Genomic DNA, 17,160 nt, shown 5'->3' with positions numbered 1-17,160 from the left:
TTCGTGAAACCATTCGAAAGGACAACGCATGTTTCTCTCCCGCTGGTTACCGGGCCTTGCCAACCTGCTGCACTACCGCCGTGAATGGTTCCACGCCGATCTGCAAGCGGGCCTGTCGGTAGCCGCGATCCAGATTCCCATTGCCATTGCCTATGCGCAGATCGTCGGGCTGCCGCCGCAATATGGCCTGTACGCCTGTGTGCTACCGATGATGGTCTATGCGCTGATCGGTAGCTCGCGCCAGCTGATGGTCGGCCCCGACGCCGCCACCTGCGCGATGATCGCCGGTGCCGTGGCACCGCTGGCCCTGGGTGACCCGCAGCGCATCGTCGAACTGTCGGTGATCGTCACCGTGCTGGTCGGCGTGATGCTGATTGCCGCGGGCCTGGCGCGCGCCGGGTTCATCGCCAGCTTCTTCTCGCGGCCGATCCTGATCGGCTACCTCAACGGTATCGGCCTGAGCCTGATCGCCGGGCAGCTGTCCAAGGTGGTGGGCTTCCAGATCGAGGGCGACGGTTTCATCCTCAGCCTGATCAACTTCTTCCAGCGCCTGGGGGAAATTCACTGGGTCACATTGATCATCGGCCTGGCCGCCCTGGGCCTGCTCATCTGGCTGCCACGGCGCTACCCGCGTCTGCCCGCAGCCCTCACGGTAGTGGCGCTGTTCATGCTGCTGGTTGGCCTGTTCGGCCTCGACCGCTTCGGCGTTGCCGTCCTTGGGCCGGTACCTGCAGGCATCCCGCAACTGGCCTGGCCACACAGCAACCTGGCGGAAATGAAGAGCCTGCTGCGCGACGCCCTGGGTATCGCCACCGTCAGCTTCTGCAGCGCCATGCTTACCGCACGCAGCTTTGCCGCCCGGCATGGCTATGCGATCAACGCCAACCACGAATTCGTCGCCCTGGGCGTGAGCAACCTGGCGGCCGGGGTTTCCCAGGGCTTTGCCATCAGCGGTGCCGACTCGCGCACTGCAGTCAACGACATGGTCGGTGGCAAAAGCCAGCTGGTGGGCATCATCGCGGCACTGGTGATCGCCCTGATCCTGCTGTTCTTCACCGCACCCATGGCCTGGATCCCGCAGGCTGCGCTGGGCGCCGTGCTGCTGATGGCTGGCTGGGGGCTGATCGACATCAAATCGCTGGGGCATATCCGGCGTCTAAGCCGCTTCGAGTTCTGGCTGTGCCTGCTGACCACGGCGGGCGTACTGGGCCTGGGCGTGCTGCCCGGCATCGTGTTTGCCGTGACCCTGGCGATCCTGCGCCTGCTTTACAGCATCTACCAACCCACCGATGCCGTACTGGGCTGGCTGCCGGGCACCGAAGGCCAGGTGGACATCCGCAAGTTCAAAGACGCCCGCACCGTGCCTGGTCTGGTGGTGTACCGCTTCGACGACGCCATCCTGTTCTTCAATGCCGACTACTTCAAGATGCGCCTGCTTGAAGCCGTGCAAAGCCAGGACCAGCCTAAAGCCGTGCTGTTCGATGCCGAAGCGGTAACCAGCATTGATGTCAGCGGCATCGCCGCCCTGCGCGAAGTGCGTGACACCCTGGCGGCTCAAGGCATCCTCTTCGCCATCGCCCGCGCCCGTGGCACTTTCCTGCGCATGCTGGTGCGCTCGGGGATGGCGCGGGACATGGAAGAAAAACTGCTATTCGGCTCGGTACGCGCGGGGATTCGTGCGTACCGCGTGTGGCGCAACCGAAACCGCAGTGTGCAAGTGACCGAACAGGGTTAGCGGCTTTCATCCTGTTCAACGTGCTACGCCTGTGCTGGCCCTTTCGCGGGTAAACCCGCTCCTACATGGACTTGTAGGGGCGGGTTCACCCGCGAAAGGGCCAGCACAGGCAACACAAAACCTCGCCTTGACACCAACCCTCGCATACCTCGCATGACATGCTAAAGTCGCCCCGTTCCCCGCACCACCCAACGGATCCAGCATGCCCGCACTTGATGCCACCCTTACCCCCTGGCCAGAACTCGCCGCCCGCCACCCCTGCGACGCCCTGCTGCTGGGCAATGGCGCAAGCCGCGCAGTATGGAAGCCGTTCGGCTACTTCTCGCTGTTCGAGCAAGCGCAACGCGCAGGCCGCAAGAAAGGCCTGGCGGTCAGTGACCAGGCACTGTTCAAGTCCTTGGGCACGGAACTGTTCGAGCCGGTGCTCAGCGCCCTCAACACCACCGTGCGTACCAATGCCGCACTGGCCATCAACTCCACCGCGCCGCTGAACCGCTACTACTCGATCAAGGAAGCGTTGATTCACGCCGTGCGCACGGTGCATCTGCCCTGGCCGCTGATGCCACCGGCCACCCTGGCAACCCTCAATCAGGCCCTGCGCGGCTATCGAAGCGTCTACACCAGCAACTACGACCTGTTGCTGCCATGGGCCGTGCAGCACGCCCCGAATGGCTTCGCCGAACTGTTCGACGAACAAGGCTATTTCGACGTGCGACGCACCGGCAGCGAAGGTACCCGGGTGCTGCACCTGCATGGCGGCCTGCACCTGCTCAAGCTGCCCGACGGCACCACCCGCCAGCGCAGCGCTGAAAGCGCCGAACTGCTCGATGGGTTTGCCGTGAATATCCCGGGTGAAGTACCGCTGTTCGTCAACGAAGACCGCAGCGACGAGAAACTGCGCGCTATCCGCAACTCGGACTATCTGAGCTGGTGCCTGGGGCAGCTGGCGCAGGAAAACCAAGGGATATGCCTGTTCGGGCAGCATCTGGACAGCAGTGACCGGCACCTGCTCGACGCTGTGCGCCAAGCCCGTCCGCAACAGCTATCCATTGCCATTCGGCCGCTGGGCGAGGCGTCGGTGATCAATCAGAAGCAGCATTTTGCAGATCGTTTCGGGGATTTGCCGGGGACGGCGCTGCATTTCTTCGATGCCAGCACCCATCCGTTGGGGCAGGCAGCATTGGCTATCGAAGTGCCCTCTGCTCAGCGCTGACAAGGTGCCCGGCAGGCGTACCGGTGGGTGGCGTCAGAGCAACCCATCCGCGCGCAACAACGTTTCCAGGCAATGCTCCTGCACCCCATAGAACGCCTTGAGCTGGGCAATCTTCTCCAGCAACGCCCCATTATCCCCCGCCTGCCGCCGTTTCACCGCAAGAATCATCTTGTTCTTGTTGGTGTGTTCCAGCGAGATGAACTCGAACACCTTGGTTTCATAGCCACAGGCTTCCAGGTACAGCGCACGCAGGCTGTCGGTCAGCATTTCGGCCTGCTGGCCCAGGTGCAGGCCATACTGCAGCATGGGTTGCAGCAACCCTGGGCTGTGCAATTGCGGGCGGATCTGCTTGTGGCAGCACGGCGAGCACATGATGATCGCGGCGTTGCAGCGGATGCCGGTGTGGATGGCGTAGTCAGTGGCGATGTCACAGGCATGCAAGGCGATCATCACCTCGATGGCCTCAGGCACCACGCTGCGTACATCACCACACTGGAACTCCAGGCCCGGGTGGTCGAGGCGTGCGGCCGCGGCGTTGCACAGGTCGACCATGTCCTGGCGCAGCTCCACGCCGGTCACCTGTGCGTCACGGCCCAAACTATTGCGCAGGTAGTCATGCATGGCAAAGGTCAGGTAGCCCTTGCCCGAACCGAAGTCGGCCACCCGCAGCGCCTGTTCCGTCGACACCGGTGCATTGGCCAGGGCGTGATCGAAGACCTCGATGAATTTGTTGATCTGCTTCCACTTGCGTGACATGGACGGGATCAGTGCGCCTTGTGCGTCGGTCACACCGAGGTCGCGCAGAAACGGCCGCGACAGCTCCAGATAACGCTTCTTCTCGCGGTCATGCCCGCTGCCCGCATCGGCCACGCGCGGTGCCTGGGCACCGTGGCGCTGGAGCATCGGTTTGCCCTTCTTGCTGAAGGTCAACTGCACTTCGCCGTCAGCATCGAACAGGTGGGCATTGCGGAAGCTGTCCGGCAGCAGTTCGGCAACCAGCACCTGGGCCTGATCCAGCGGCAGGTTGCGGGTGATGTCGCGGGTCTGGTGGCGGTAGACCAGCGACAGGCACGGCTGGCCCTTGACCTGCAGCGGCTTGGCAATGATCCGTTGCAAGGTCTGGTCGGCACCGACATGGCGCGCCAGCACCAGCTTGACCAGGGTTTCGCCGTGCAGGGCGGCGTTCAGCAGGTCGAGAAACTGAGCGCGCGCATCCGGCGCGCAAGAGGCAGAAGTACTGGCGGACATGAAAAGGGGGCCTTGGGTAGCGGAACGCCTATTCTAACGTGCCGCAGGCACCCTGTGGGAGCAGGCTTGCCCGCGAACACCGGCAAAGCCGGTGGCAGACACCGTGTCGCCTGATTCGCGGGCAAGCCCGCTTCTACAGGGAATCCAGCAAGGCTGGGCGCGCCTTCAGTCGAGAATCACCAAGCGGTTGGGCAACTCGTTGCGGGCATGGGTTGGCGGCACGTGCTGGCTAAGCAGCTCGCCACACGCTTCGATGCACTCGACAAAGCCCTGCAAGGTGCGGCCCTGGCGCACCTGCTCGGCCAAGCGGGCACCGATGGCCGCGCGGGCTTCGGCATCCAGGCAGTGTTCGATACCCCGGTCGACCAGGATCTCCACATGCCGCTCCGCCTCGCTGACGAAAATCAGCACGCCCGTGGCGCCTGCTGTGCGCTGCAGGTTCTGCTCGCGAAACTGCTGGCGGGCCAGGCGCGCGGCACGCCAGCGGCGCAAGGCACGGGGGATCAGCCAATCGGCCAGGCGCGGGTTGCGCAGCAGCAGGCACAAAACGACGAACAGCAGCACGTTGCCCATCAGCACGCCACGCACGCTGGGCCAAGCCAGCAGCCAGTGCAACAGACCGGGCACGGTCAGTGCCAGCACGGCGGCCCACAACAACGGCCAATACGCATAATCGTCGGCACGACGGGCAAGCACCGTCACCAGTTCGGCATCGGTACGCCGTTCGGCACGGGCAATGGCTTCGGCAATCTGCCGCTGATGGTATTCGTCGAAGGGGGTCATGCCGTCGGTCTCTTGAGCGTTCTTATAGTTGTTATCCCGGCATTCGGGGCTTCATCCGCAGGCGACATATTCAGGCATAATCCGCCGCTGGAAGAATTGCCTGCAAATCGTACAACAATAGCCGCCTGAAAACTTCGGTCGCGCACGTATCACCGTGGATACGGCAGAGGCCCCAAAACGGAATTGATGATGAAACTGTCTTTGCTGGGCCTGGCCATGGGCCTTGCCAGTCAGGCGGCCCTCGCCGCCCCCACCGCCCCGCCCCTGCAGGACAAGCAGGCCTTCATCGAGCATCTGATCAGCCAGATGACCGAAGCCGAGAAAATCGGCCAGTTGCGCCTGATCAGCATCGGCCCGGAAATGCCCCGCGACAAGATCCGCGAGGAAATCGCCGCCGGCCGTATCGGTGGCACCTTCAACTCCCGCACGGCCCCCGAAAACCGGCCGATGCAGGACGCGGCAATGCGCAGCCGCCTGAAGATCCCGATGTTCTTCGCCTACGACACCGTCCACGGCGAGCGCACCATCTTCCCGATCGGCCTGGGCATGGCCGCTACCTGGGACATGGAGGCCGTCGCCAAGGTCGGCCGCACCGCCGCGATCGAAGCCTCGGCCGACGCCCTGGACATGACGTTCGCGCCAATGGTGGATATCGCCCGTGACCCGCGCTGGGGCCGCACCAGTGAAGGTTTCGGCGAAGACACCTACCTGACCTCGAGAATCGGCCAGGTAATGGTGCGCTCGTTCCAGGGCAGCAGCCCGGCCAACCCCGACAGCATCATGGCCATCGTCAAACATTTCGCCTTGTATGGCGCCGTGGAAGGCGGGCGCGACTACAACACGGTCGATATGAGCCTGCCGAAAATGTACAACGACTACCTGCCACCCTATCGCGCCGCGCTCGATGCGGGTGCCGGTGGCGTGATGGTGGCGCTGAACTCGATCAACGGCGTACCGGCCACCTCCAACACCTGGCTGATGAACGACCTGCTGCGCAAGGAGTGGGGCTTCAAGGGCGTGACCATCAGCGACCACGGTGCCATCCAGGAGCTGATTCGCCACGGCGTCGCCCGTGATGGCCGTGAAGCCGCCAAGCTGGCGATCAAGGCCGGCATCGACATGAGCATGAACGATACCCTGTACGGCGAAGAGCTGCCGGGCCTGCTGAAGTCCGGCGAGGTGACCCAGCGCGAGCTGGACCAGGCGGTGCGTGAAGTGCTGGGTGCCAAGTACGACATGGGCCTGTTCAAAGACCCGTACGTGCGCATCGGCAAGGCCGAAACCGACCTGAAGGACTACTACGGCAACGACCGCCTGCACCGCGAAGCTGCGCGTGACGTGGCACGCCGCAGCCTGGTGCTGCTGGAAAACCGCAACCAGTCCCTGCCGCTGAAAAAGGCCGGCACCATTGCCTTGGTCGGCCCGCTGGCCGATGCCCCGATCGACATGATGGGCAGCTGGGCCGCCGACGGTAAACCCGTCCACTCGGTGACCGTGCGCGAAGGCTTGCGCCGCGCCGTGGAAGGCAAGGCCAAGCTGGTCTACGCCAAAGGCTCCAACGTCACGGGTGACAAGGCGATACTCGACTACCTGAACTTCCTCAACTTCGATGCCCCGGAAATCGTCGACGACCCACGCCCGCCTGCCGTGCTGATCGATGAAGCAGTCAAGGCGGCGAAGCAATCCGACGTCGTGGTCGCCGTGGTCGGCGAGTCCCGTGGCATGTCCCACGAGTCGTCGAGCCGCACCACCCTGGAGATCCCGGCCAGCCAGCGCGAGCTGATCAAGGCGCTCAAGGCCACCGGCAAACCGCTGGTGCTGGTGTTGATGAACGGCCGACCGCTGTCGATCAGCTGGGAGCGCGAGCAGGCCGACGCCATCCTCGAAACCTGGTTCGCCGGCACCGAAGGCGGCAATGCCATCGCCGACGTGCTGTTTGGCGACTACAACCCCTCCGGCAAGCTGGCCATTACCTTCCCACGGTCGGTGGGGCAGATCCCGATGTACTACAACCACACCCGCATCGGCCGGCCGTTCACGCCGGGCAAGCCGGGTAACTACACCTCGCAATACTTCGAAGAACCCAACGGGCCGCTTTACCCGTTTGGCTATGGCTTGAGCTACAGCAGCTTCGAGCTGTCGGGCCTGAACCTGTCGAGCAAGGATCTCAAGCGCGGCGATACGCTGGAAGCCAAGGTAACGGTCAAGAACACCGGCAAGGTTGCAGGCGAGACGGTGGTGCAGCTGTACCTGCAGGATGTGTCGGCATCGATGAGCCGCCCAATGAAAGAGCTGAAAAACTTCCAGAAGCTGATGCTTGAACCGGGTGAAACCCGCACGTTGACCTTCCGCATCAGCGAAGACGACCTGAAGTTCTACAATGGCCAGTTGCAGCGGGTTGCCGAACCAGGGGAGTTCAATGTCCAGGTAGGGCTGGACTCCCAGGCGGTGCAGCAGCAGAGCTTTGAATTGCTTTGACTGAAAAAGGCCGCCTGTTCCGGCCTCTTCTCGGGTAAACCCGCGAAGAGGCCGGCCCCGTTATCCCACCACCGGATCCGCCCCCCGATGCCCTTTTCCGTTCGCGCCCTGCGTCTGGGGCTGATCACCCTGCTGATCGTGCTGGGTACCGCACTCAGCGCCGGCTGGGCCATGCACCAGGCCAAGCGCCAGGCCATGGAAGACGACGCCAAGCGTGCCAGCCAGCAACTGGGCCTGTACGCCAACGCACTGCACACCCTGATCGATCGCTACCGTGCCCTCCCCGCCGTGCTGGCGCTGGACCCGGAGCTGATCGCAGCCTTGCGCGGCCCGGTCGACGAAAAGGTTCAGAACGCCCTGAACCTCAAGCTCGAACGCATCAATGGCGCCGCCAATTCCTCCACCCTCGAGCTGCTCGACCGCACCGGGCTGGCCATTGCCGCCAGCAACTGGCGGCTGCCCAGCAGCTACGTCGGCTCCAACTACGGCTTCCGACCCTACTTCAAGCAAACCCGCAACCAGGGCAGTGGCCGCTTCTATGCCGTGGGCGTGACCAGTGGCGTGCCGGGCTACTTCCTCGCCAGCGCGGTGAACGACGAGCATGGCCGATTCCTTGGCGCCATGGTGGTCAAGCTGGAGTTCCCCGAGCTGGAGCGCGAATGGCGACAGGGCAACGATATCCTGTTGGTCAGCGACGCCCGCGGCATCACTTTCATCGCAAACCAGGATGGCTGGCGCTACCGCGAACTTCAGCCGCTCAGTGGCGCCGACCGTGCCGAGCTGGCCGAAACCCGTCAGTACGACAAGCAACCGCTGGTGCCGCTACACCATCAGGTGCTGACGCGGTTTGCCCCCTACAGCACCCTTAGCCGCGTGCAAGGCCCCGAGGGTAGTACCGAGTACCTGTGGGAAAGCCTGCCGCTGGAAGGCGAAAACTGGACCTTGCACCTGCTGCGCAAACCGCAGGTCGCTGCCGACGGTCGTAATGCCGCGCTTGGCGCCGCCGCCGTCTGGCTGAGCCTGGTGTTCGCCGCCCTTTTCGTCAGCCAACGCCTGCGCCTGGCACGCCTGCGCCAGCGCAGCCGGCAAGAACTCGAACGCCAGGTCGAAGAACGCACCCGTGAGCTGCGCACTGCCCAGGAAGGCCTGGTGCAATCAGCCAAGCTCGCCGCTCTCGGGCAGATGTCGGCAGCCATGGCCCACGAAATCAACCAACCGCTGACCACCCAGCGTATGCAACTGGAAACCCTGCGCCTGCTGCTTGACCATGGTCGCCATGACGAAGCGCGGCAAGCGCTGGAGCCACTGGAACAGATGCTCACGCGCATGGCAGCACTTACCAGCCACCTGAAAACCTTTGCCCGCAACAGCCCGATGGGCCTGCGCGAACGCCTTGACCTGGCAACCGTGGTCGACCAGGCCTTGCACCTGCTGGAAGCGCGCCTTCGCAACGAAGACGTGGAAGTGGCGCTGTACCTGGCACGCCCGGCCTGGGTACGCGGCGATGCCATCCGCCTGGAGCAGGTGCTGATAAACCTCCTGCACAATGCACTCGACGCCATGCTCGACAAGCGTTACAAACGCCTGGAGATCCGCATCGAACCCGACGGGACGCTATGGCGCCTGAGTGTGCTCGACTCGGGTGGCGGCATTGCCGAAGCCGACCTGGCCAAGGTCTTCGACCCGTTCTTCACCACCAAACCGGTGGGGGAAGGGCTAGGGCTGGGCCTGGCCATTTCTTACGGCATCGTCCACGAGGCCGGCGGCCAGCTGCGGGCCGAAAACCTGCCTGGCGGCGCGCGCCTGAGCCTTACCCTGCCCCGTGACCTGGAGCCTGTATGTTGAATTCGGTGATCGTCGTCGATGATGAAGCCAGTATCCGCACTGCTGTCGAGCAATGGCTGAGCCTGTCTGGCTTCAGCGTGCAGTTGTTCGCTCACGCCGAAGCGTGCCTGGCACACCTGCCGCAGCACTTCCCTGGGGTGATCATCAGCGATGTGCGCATGCCGGGCATGGATGGCCTGCAATTGCTCGAACGCCTGCAGGCGAACGACCCCGACCTGCCCGTGATTCTGCTGACCGGTCACGGTGATGTACCGATGGCGGTAGAAGCCATGCGCATGGGGGCCTATGACTTCCTGGAAAAACCCTTTACGCCGCAAGACTTGCTGGGCAGCCTGCGCCGCGCCCTGGAAAAGCGCCAGCTGGTGCTTGAGAACCGCCGGCTCCACGAGCAGGCCGACCTCAAGTCACGCCTGGAAGTCACGCTACTGGGCATGTCCCAGGGCCTGCAACAGCTGCGCCGGCAAGTGCTGGACCTGGCCGGCCTGCCGGTGAACGTGCTGATTCGCGGTGAAACCGGCAGTGGCAAGGAGCGGGTGGCCCGCTGCCTGCACGACTTTGGCCCCCGTGCCGCCAAGCCCTTTGTAGCCCTTAACTGCGCAGCCATCCCCGAGTCGTTGTTCGAGGCCGAACTGTTCGGCCATGAGAGCGGCGCCTTCACGGGCGCCCAGGGTAAACGGATCGGCAAGCTGGAATATGCCAACGGTGGCACCGTGTTCCTCGACGAAATCGAGAGCATGCCACTGGCCCAACAGGCCAAGCTGTTGCGGGTGATACAGGAGCAGAAGCTGGAGCGCCTGGGGGCCAACCAGAGCATCAGCGTGGACCTGCGCATCATTGCTGCGACCAAGCCCGACCTGCTCGAGGAGGCGCGTGCCGGGCGCTTCCGCGAAGACCTGGCCTACCGCCTGAACGTGGCCGAATTGCGCCTGGCACCGCTGCGCGAGCGGCGGGAGGACATACCGCTGCTGTTCGAACACTTTGCCCGTGCTGCAGGTGAAAAGCTGGGTCGCACCGCCCCGCCGCTATCGGCTGCACAGCTGGCGCAGCTGCTCTCACATGACTGGCCTGGCAACGTGCGTGAGCTGGCCAATGCGGCGGAGCGGCATGCGCTGGGGCTAGGTTCGCCAAACATCGAGGTGGCACCTGCCGGGCAGTCGCTGGGCGAGCAGATGGAAGCATTCGAGGCGCAATGCCTGCGCGCGGCCTTGCGTCAGCATGGGGGCGAGATCAAGTCGGTGATGGAGGCGTTGCAACTGCCGCGGCGCACCCTTAACGAGAAGATGCAACGGCATGGGCTGGTGCGCGAGGATTTTGTTGGGCAGGAATGAGCGGAAATCCGCTTATGACCTGCACCTGGTAGGCAAAAAACCGCTTATCACGTCGAGATTCCGGGCTGCTTTGCAGCCCTTCGCAGGCAAGCCCGCTCCCGCAAAGGGCAGCGCAAGCCCCGCTACTGTGCCGGTTTTGGGGTATTGGATGCCCTGAAATGAATCAGCCCGCCCCCATTTGGCACACCTTCTGCAATTGCCTTGGCAAGCTGCGCCACGGCGCGCTCCACAAAAACAACGAGAAGGTATCCCTGATGGATAACGCCACCTCCCTGCCCGCCGGGGCGGCCACCGCGCCTGCCGCAGAAAAAACCACCGCCAGCCGCTTGAAGTCGATTTTCAGCGGGTCCATCGGCAACATGGTCGAATGGTACGACTGGTACGTCTACGCCGCATTCTCGCTGTACTTCGCCAAGGCCTTCTTCCCCGCCGGCGACTCCACCGCACAACTGCTCAATACCGCTGCGATCTTCGCCGTGGGCTTCCTCATGCGCCCGATCGGTGGCTGGCTGATGGGCCTGTACGCCGACCGCAAGGGCCGCAAGGCCGCGCTGATGGCGTCGGTATTGCTCATGTGCGCAGGCTCGTTGGTCATCGCCCTGACCCCGGGTTACGAAACCATCGGCGTCGCCGCACCTGTCCTGCTGGTCATCGCGCGCCTGCTGCAGGGCCTGTCGGTGGGTGGTGAATACGGCACCTCGGCCACCTACCTCAGCGAGATGGCCAGCAAGGAGCGCCGTGGTTTCTTCTCCAGCTTCCAGTACGTGACCCTGATCTCTGGCCAGCTCATCGCCCTGGCGGTACTGATCGTCCTGCAACAGACCCTGACCACCGAGCAGTTGTACGCCTGGGGCTGGCGCGTGCCGTTCGTGATCGGTGCGCTGTGCGCGGTGGTGGCCCTGTACCTGCGTCGCGGCATGGAAGAAACCGCCTCGTTCACCAAGAAGGAAAAGGCCAAGGAAAGCCTGATGCGCACCCTGCTGCGTCACCCCAAGGAGCTGATGACCGTCGTCGGTCTGACCATGGGCGGCACCCTGGCCTTCTACACCTACACCACCTACATGCAGAAATACCTGGTCAACACCGTGGGCATGAGCATCAGTGACTCGACCACCATCTCGGCCGCCACGCTGTTCCTGTTCATGTGCCTGCAGCCGGTGATCGGTGGTCTGTCCGACAAGATCGGCCGCCGTCCGATCCTGATCGCCTTCGGTGTGCTCGGTACCCTGTTCACCGTTCCCATCCTCAGCACCCTGCACACCATCCAGACCTGGTGGGGTGCGTTCTTCCTGATCATGGCCGCACTGATCATCGTAAGCGGCTATACCTCGATCAACGCCGTGGTCAAAGCCGAGCTGTTCCCTACCGAGATTCGCGCCCTCGGCGTGGGCCTGCCGTATGCCCTGACGGTGTCGATCTTCGGTGGCACCGCCGAATACGTGGCCCTGTGGTTCAAGAGCGCTGGTATGGAGAGCGGCTTCTACTGGTACGTCACCGCCTGTATCGCCTGCTCGCTGCTGGTTTACGCGACCATGAAAGACACCAAGCAGCACTCGCGGATTACCACTGAGTAACGCTGGCCTGGCAGTACTAAAAGGGGCGCTCCATTGCATGGAGCGCCCCTTTTTCATTCAGACCTTTCCTTCTTAACGCCCTATTAATTCCACCTTTTCAAGCTGCAATGGCTGGCAGAACGTTGGCGCCCGCGCGAACGCTCCCAAGCCAGGCTTGCGGCCTGAAGCACGGCATACGCGCACAAAAACATCTAATAAATAGATTATTAAGCACTGTTTTTTGCGCTTTTTAATCAAATTATTCGGCGTAGGATTAAACCCATAGAAACAAACAACTCACAAACCCCTGGAGCAACGACCATGAAAAACAAACTGATCCTCACCTTGGCCCTTTCGGTTTTCGCAGCTGGCGCCTTCGCCGAAGATGGCTTCGACCGGACCGACGCTCACACCTTTGCCGCGGTTCAAACCCAGTCAGCCAGCTACGCTGAAGACGGCTTCGACCGCACCGGCGGCCAACGCTTCGCCGAAGACGGCTTCGACCGCACCGGTGGCCAACGCTTCGCTGAAGACGGCTTCGACCGCACCGGCGGCCAGCGCTTCGCTGAAGACGGCTTCGACCGCACCGGCGGCCAACGCTTCGCTGAAGACGGCTTCGACCGCACCGGTGGCCAACGCTTCGCTGAAGACGGCTTCGACCGCACCGGTGGCCAACGCTTCGCTGAAGACGGCTTCGACCGCACCAACGCGCACCGCATCAGCTGATACCTGATTGCGAGCACCCAGCCCGGCTTCGGCCGGGCTTGATCATTTGCACACGAGCTCAGGCTTGGCACACTAGGCACCTTGTCCACCAGGAGGTAGGGCCAACAAGCCCAGCACAGATGTATTACTACGAACCCGCCAAAGGCCACGGCCTGCCGCACGACCCGTTCAATGCCATCGTCGGTCCCCGCCCTATCGGCTGGATCTCCTCTCAGGACCGCGAAGGCCGCCTGAATCTGGCGCCTTACAGCTTCTTCAATGCGTTCAACTACATCCCGCCGATCATCGGTTTCTGCAGCGTCGGGCGCAAAGACAGCCTGAACAACATCGAGCAGACCGGTGAGTTCGTCTGGAACCTGGCCACCCGCCCACTGGCCGAGCAAATGAACCTGAGCTGCGCACCGGTTGCTGCCGAAGTGAACGAATTCGAATTGAGCGGCCTCACTGCCGCACCGTCTAGCATCGTCAAGGTGCCGCGCGTGGGTGAAACGCCGGTAGCCTTCGAGTGCAAGGTCAGCCAGATCGTCCAGCTCAAGCGCGCCGACCAGCAAGAGGTGCCCAGCTGGCTGATCCTTGGGGAAGTGGTGGCGGTGCACATTGCCGAGCACCTGTTGAACAACGGCATCTACGATACCGCTGCCGCCGAGCCGATCCTGCGTGGGGGTGGCCCGGCGGATTATTTCGAGCTGGGCAACCTGTTCAAGATGGCCCGGCCGCCGGCCTGATCACCAGACCAGCTCACCCTCTTCGCTGACGCCCTGCAAGCGTTGCAGCTCGGCGGTGGCCGCTTCGTCGGCGGCCACAGCGCCCTTGAACACCTGCCCGTCGAGAACCTTGTGAAAGCGCGGCGCGCCGCCCATGCCCAAGGCTTTGACCGCGATGGCTGCGTTGTAGCCGCCACCTTCCACTGGCACCATCGCCGATACCGCTTCGAAATGAGTGAATTCCCTACGTGCCATGTTGCTGTCCGCGTGATTGAACAAGGGTGTCACTTTACCTCATCCACGCTCAATCGAAGGTATGCAAGTCCAGGCTGCTGACCACCTGAGCCTGCACCAGCTCACCGAACACCTCCAGTGTCGGTGAAGCAAAGTAGCCACTCATCGCCTGCTGGTCCTGCCAGCTTCCGCTGAGCAACCACAGGTCAGCATCAGCCTGAGAACGCTGCACGGTGAAACTCAGGCATCCCGGTGCTCGCAGCGAGGGCTCGAGCAGGTCACGCAGGCGCGCGCCCAGCTCTGCCGAGCGCCCGCTGCTGGCACGGATGAAAGCAAGGTGGGTGACCGGTTGTTTAAGGGTCATTGCACAATCTCCTTGAAGCAGGCGGACGGAAAAGCCAGGCTGCCAAGGTTAGGCGCTCACCCGCGCGGCGCGTTAGGCCATTACTGCATGTCGATTGCCTGATCCTGCAGCGCGGCAGGATCAGGCAATCGACATGCAGCTTTCGACTAGCGCCCGTCTTTGCCCAAACCTATGCTGCGTCGGTCAGCAGAGGAAAGCCATCATGACCACCGCCACGTCCACCGAACCGACCCTGGAACTGCAGCGCCTGGAGCTGGCCGAGCTGATCAACCGCCACGCGGGCGAGCCCTATGGCCCAGCATCGGCCATCGATGACCTGTACTTGGTGCGTTACACCGAAAATGTGCGTTCTGTACCCACCCTGGCGCAGCCTGCCCTGTGCATCCTTGCCCAGGGCAGCAAAAGCCTGTTCCTGGGTGACGAGCAATACGCCTACGACCCACTGCATTACATGGTCGTTTCGGTAACCTTGCCACTGAGTGCCGTGAGGCTGGATGCCAGCCCCGAGAACCCAAGCCTGGGCCTGCGCATGGACCTGGACCCGGCCGAGATCAGCCAGCTGATCGCCGAGAGCGGACCGATGCTGGTACCCAATCGACCTTCCGGCCGTGGTTTGTATGTGGAAAGGACTGATGCCGCGCTACTCGATGCCCTGCTGCGGTTGCTGCGGCTGCTGGACACCCCCCGCGACATCGCAATGCTGGCGCCGCTGTTCCGCCGCGAGATTCTCTACCGCCTGCTCCGTGGGCCGCAGGGTTACCGGCTGTATGAAATTGCCTTGGCCAACAGCCAGACCCACCGGGTTTGCCAGGCCATCACTTGGCTCAACAACAACTTCCAACAGCCGCTGCGTATCGAGGACCTGGCGCGTGAGGTCAACCTCAGCACCTCGACCTTGCACCACCGCTTCAAGGCCGTGACCTCGATGAGCCCGCTTCAGTACCAGAAGCAACTGCGCCTGCAAGAGGCGCGGCGGCTGATGTTGAACGACGGGCTGGAGGCGGCGGTGGCGGCTTATCGGGTGGGTTATGAAAGCCCGTCGCAATTCAGCCGTGAATACAGCCGGCTTTACGGCGCGCCGCCAATTCGCGATGTGGCTCGGTTGCGGGCTACTGCGGTCTGAAGCTCAACATTCGCCTGCCCCGGCGCTTTCGCGGGTAAACCCGCTCCTGCAGGTTTTTGCACAGATGCGAAAATTGCGCGCTGCCTGCAGGCACGAGAGGCCGTTTCAACCCAACACCGCGGCCTGCCACTGATTCTGGTCCACCTGAATCAAGGTCGGCCCCTTGCGCTCCACCGCTTGTCCGAGCGCCGCCTGCAATTGGGCAATATCGGCCACGTTCTCTGCTGCCGCGCCCAACGCTCGCGCCACGCCGATGAAATCCGGGGTATGGATATCCACCCCGACCGGCTCGATCGCCCGATTGACCATGTATTTCTTGATTTCCTCGTACCCCTGGTTATTCCACAGCAGCACGATCAGCGGTACCTGTGCCTCCACTGCACTGGCCAGTTCCGGCAGGGTGAACTGCAAACCACCATCACCAATCAGGCACACCGCCGGAGCGCGTTCGACGGCCTGCTCGGCACTGCCCAACCAGGCGCCCATGGCTGCTGGCAACGCGTAACCCAAGGTGCCGTAACCGGTCGAGGCGTTGAACCAGCGGCGTGGCTGCTCCATGTCGAGTGTCAGGTTGCCGGTGTACACAGGTTGGGTCGAGTCGCCCACCAGAATCGCATCAGGCAGGCGCTCCAGTATGGCGCTCAGCAAACGTGTCTGGCTCAGGGTTGGCTGGTCCCAGTCTGCCGCCAGGACCTTGCGCAGGTTGGCCACGCGAGCCATGCCCCAAGTGCTTTCGTGCGCTGGCTGCGGCTGGGCTTGCAAGGCACCGAGCAGCGCTTCGGCTGCCAGCTCGGCATCGGCTACCAGCGCCAGCTCCGGCAGATAATTACGCACGGTCTGGTCCGGGTCGATGTCAATGCGCAGCAGCCTGCCCGGGATCTCGAAGCCTCCCTTGAAGGTCACGTCATAATCGGTTTCAGCCAGTTCGGTACCGATCGCCAGCACCACGTCGGCCTCGGCCACCAGCGCCCGTGTGGCGGGTAACGACTGGGTCGAGCCGATCTGCAATGGGTGGCTGGCTGGCAGCAAGCCTTTGGCATTGATGGTCAACGCCACCGGGGCCTGAAGGTGTTCGGCCAGGCGTGCCAACGCAGCGCCCGCAGCCAACGCCCCGCCACCGGCCAGAATCAGCGGCCGACGCGCACTGGCCAGTCGCTCAGCCATCTGCGCCACGGCCTGAGGTGCAGCCCCTGCCCGACTACCCCGTACAGGGCGGCCCGGCAGCAGGAAGTCGGCCGGTTCAACCAGCACATCGAGCGGGATTTCGATATGCACCGGGCGTGGCCGGGCACTGTCGAACACGGCAAATGCCCGGGCCAGCACCTGCGGCAAGTCGGCTGAACTCATCAAGGTGTGGGAAAACGCCGCCACACCCGATACCAGCGCGGCTTGGTTGGGCAGCTCGTGCAACTTGCCACGGCCACCGCCCAGTTGGTCTCGGGACTGCACGCTGGAAATCACCAGCATCGGGATCGAGTCGGCATAGGCCTGGCCCATGGCAGTGGTGATATTGGTCATGCCCGGGCCAGTGATAATGAAGCACACCCCGGGTTTACCGCGGGTGCGCGCATAGCCGTCAGCCATGAACCCGGCACCTTGCTCATGACGCGGGGTGATGTGGCGAATGGAAGAGCCCGCCAGGCCACGATAGAGCTCCACGGTATGTACACCGGGGATGCCGAAGACATGATCGACGCCATAGCCTTCAAGGAGTTTGACCAGTACTTCGCCGCAGGTTGCCATCAGGGGTCACCATGAATCGTGTTGGGGTATGCCCTTATTGGACCCAAGCCACGGCTATCGCCACAATGTAAAAAAACACATAC

The 17,160-nt window shown here is 63.1% G+C and carries 14 protein-coding genes; 9 read left to right on the top strand and 5 right to left on the bottom strand.

Annotated elements, in window-relative coordinates; genetic code table 11:
- The first annotated feature begins 28 nt into the window (after positions 1–28).
- Together I8746_RS17850 and I8746_RS17845 are read left to right on the top strand one after the other, a co-directional pair.
- Positions 29–1,735, top strand: coding sequence for a SulP family inorganic anion transporter (locus tag I8746_RS17850; protein WP_003252001.1), 1,707 nt, complete (start codon positions 29–31; stop codon positions 1,733–1,735).
- A 202-nt stretch (positions 1,736–1,937) separates the two neighbouring features.
- The gene (locus I8746_RS17845) at positions 1,938–2,948 is read left to right on the top strand and encodes a DUF4917 family protein (RefSeq protein WP_012053619.1); all 1,011 of its coding nucleotides are present in this window, start codon (positions 1,938–1,940) and stop codon (positions 2,946–2,948) included.
- Positions 2,949–2,981: 33 nt separating this feature from the next.
- On the opposite strand, the gene I8746_RS17840 is transcribed toward I8746_RS17845, so the two are convergent.
- Both I8746_RS17840 and I8746_RS17835 read right to left on the bottom strand, forming a co-directional pair.
- The gene (locus I8746_RS17840; protein WP_014754346.1) at positions 2,982–4,196 is read right to left on the bottom strand and encodes an SAM-dependent methyltransferase; all 1,215 of its coding nucleotides are present in this window, start codon (positions 4,194–4,196) and stop codon (positions 2,982–2,984) included.
- A 165-nt stretch (positions 4,197–4,361) separates the two neighbouring features.
- A complete protein-coding gene (locus I8746_RS17835) occupies positions 4,362–4,979 on the bottom strand; it encodes a TPM domain-containing protein (RefSeq protein WP_003251995.1) in 618 nt (205 codons plus the stop codon).
- Between the two features lie 186 nt (positions 4,980–5,165).
- Between I8746_RS17835 and bglX the strand changes: the two genes are divergently transcribed.
- From bglX to I8746_RS17805, 6 genes are all read left to right on the top strand, one after another.
- On the top strand, positions 5,166–7,457 hold the full coding sequence (gene bglX, locus I8746_RS17830) for a beta-glucosidase BglX (protein ID WP_221100901.1): 2,292 nt from the start codon (positions 5,166–5,168) through the stop codon (positions 7,455–7,457).
- Positions 7,458–7,544: 87 nt separating this feature from the next.
- Entirely contained in the window at positions 7,545–9,302 is a 1,758-nt protein-coding gene (locus I8746_RS17825) for an ATP-binding protein (protein WP_221100900.1), read from the top strand.
- A complete protein-coding gene (locus I8746_RS17820; protein WP_003251989.1) occupies positions 9,296–10,630 on the top strand; it encodes a sigma-54 dependent transcriptional regulator in 1,335 nt (444 codons plus the stop codon). Before I8746_RS17825 ends, I8746_RS17820 begins: the two co-directional genes overlap by 7 nt.
- A gap of 254 nt (positions 10,631–10,884) precedes the next feature.
- Entirely contained in the window at positions 10,885–12,204 is a 1,320-nt protein-coding gene (locus I8746_RS17815) for an MFS transporter (protein ID WP_003251986.1), read from the top strand.
- A gap of 300 nt (positions 12,205–12,504) precedes the next feature.
- Complete coding sequence (locus I8746_RS17810) at positions 12,505–12,909, top strand: heme utilization protein (RefSeq protein WP_070384322.1); 405 nt, start codon at positions 12,505–12,507, stop codon at positions 12,907–12,909.
- A 119-nt stretch (positions 12,910–13,028) separates the two neighbouring features.
- Complete coding sequence (locus I8746_RS17805; RefSeq protein ID WP_004575149.1) at positions 13,029–13,634, top strand: flavin reductase family protein; 606 nt, start codon at positions 13,029–13,031, stop codon at positions 13,632–13,634.
- Here I8746_RS17805 and I8746_RS17800 read toward each other — a convergent pair whose 3' ends face one another.
- Together I8746_RS17800 and I8746_RS17795 are read right to left on the bottom strand one after the other, a co-directional pair.
- On the bottom strand, positions 13,635–13,901 hold the full coding sequence (locus I8746_RS17800; RefSeq protein WP_014859143.1) for a hypothetical protein: 267 nt from the start codon (positions 13,899–13,901) through the stop codon (positions 13,635–13,637).
- A 16-nt stretch (positions 13,902–13,917) separates the two neighbouring features.
- Positions 13,918–14,211, bottom strand: coding sequence for a putative quinol monooxygenase (locus I8746_RS17795; RefSeq protein WP_003251976.1), 294 nt, complete (start codon positions 14,209–14,211; stop codon positions 13,918–13,920).
- Positions 14,212–14,413: 202 nt separating this feature from the next.
- Here I8746_RS17795 and I8746_RS17790 point away from each other — a divergent pair, with 202 nt between their 5' ends.
- Positions 14,414–15,334 (top strand): AraC family transcriptional regulator, encoded by a 921-nt coding sequence (locus I8746_RS17790; RefSeq protein ID WP_003251974.1) that lies wholly within the window; start codon positions 14,414–14,416, stop codon positions 15,332–15,334.
- Positions 15,335–15,439: 105 nt separating this feature from the next.
- On the opposite strand, the gene I8746_RS17785 is transcribed toward I8746_RS17790, so the two are convergent.
- Positions 15,440–17,077, bottom strand: a complete 1,638-nt coding sequence (locus I8746_RS17785) for a 5-guanidino-2-oxopentanoate decarboxylase (RefSeq protein WP_221100899.1) — start codon at positions 17,075–17,077, stop codon at positions 15,440–15,442.
- Positions 17,078–17,160: the final 83 nt, after the last annotated feature.

Origin of the sequence: Pseudomonas sp. USTB-Z (genome assembly GCF_019691255.1) — a bacterium.
Taxonomy (GTDB): domain Bacteria; phylum Pseudomonadota; class Gammaproteobacteria; order Pseudomonadales; family Pseudomonadaceae; genus Aquipseudomonas; species Aquipseudomonas alloputida.
The sequence above is the reverse complement of the archived record's forward strand: the minus strand, read 5'-3'. Positions and strand labels throughout refer to the sequence as shown.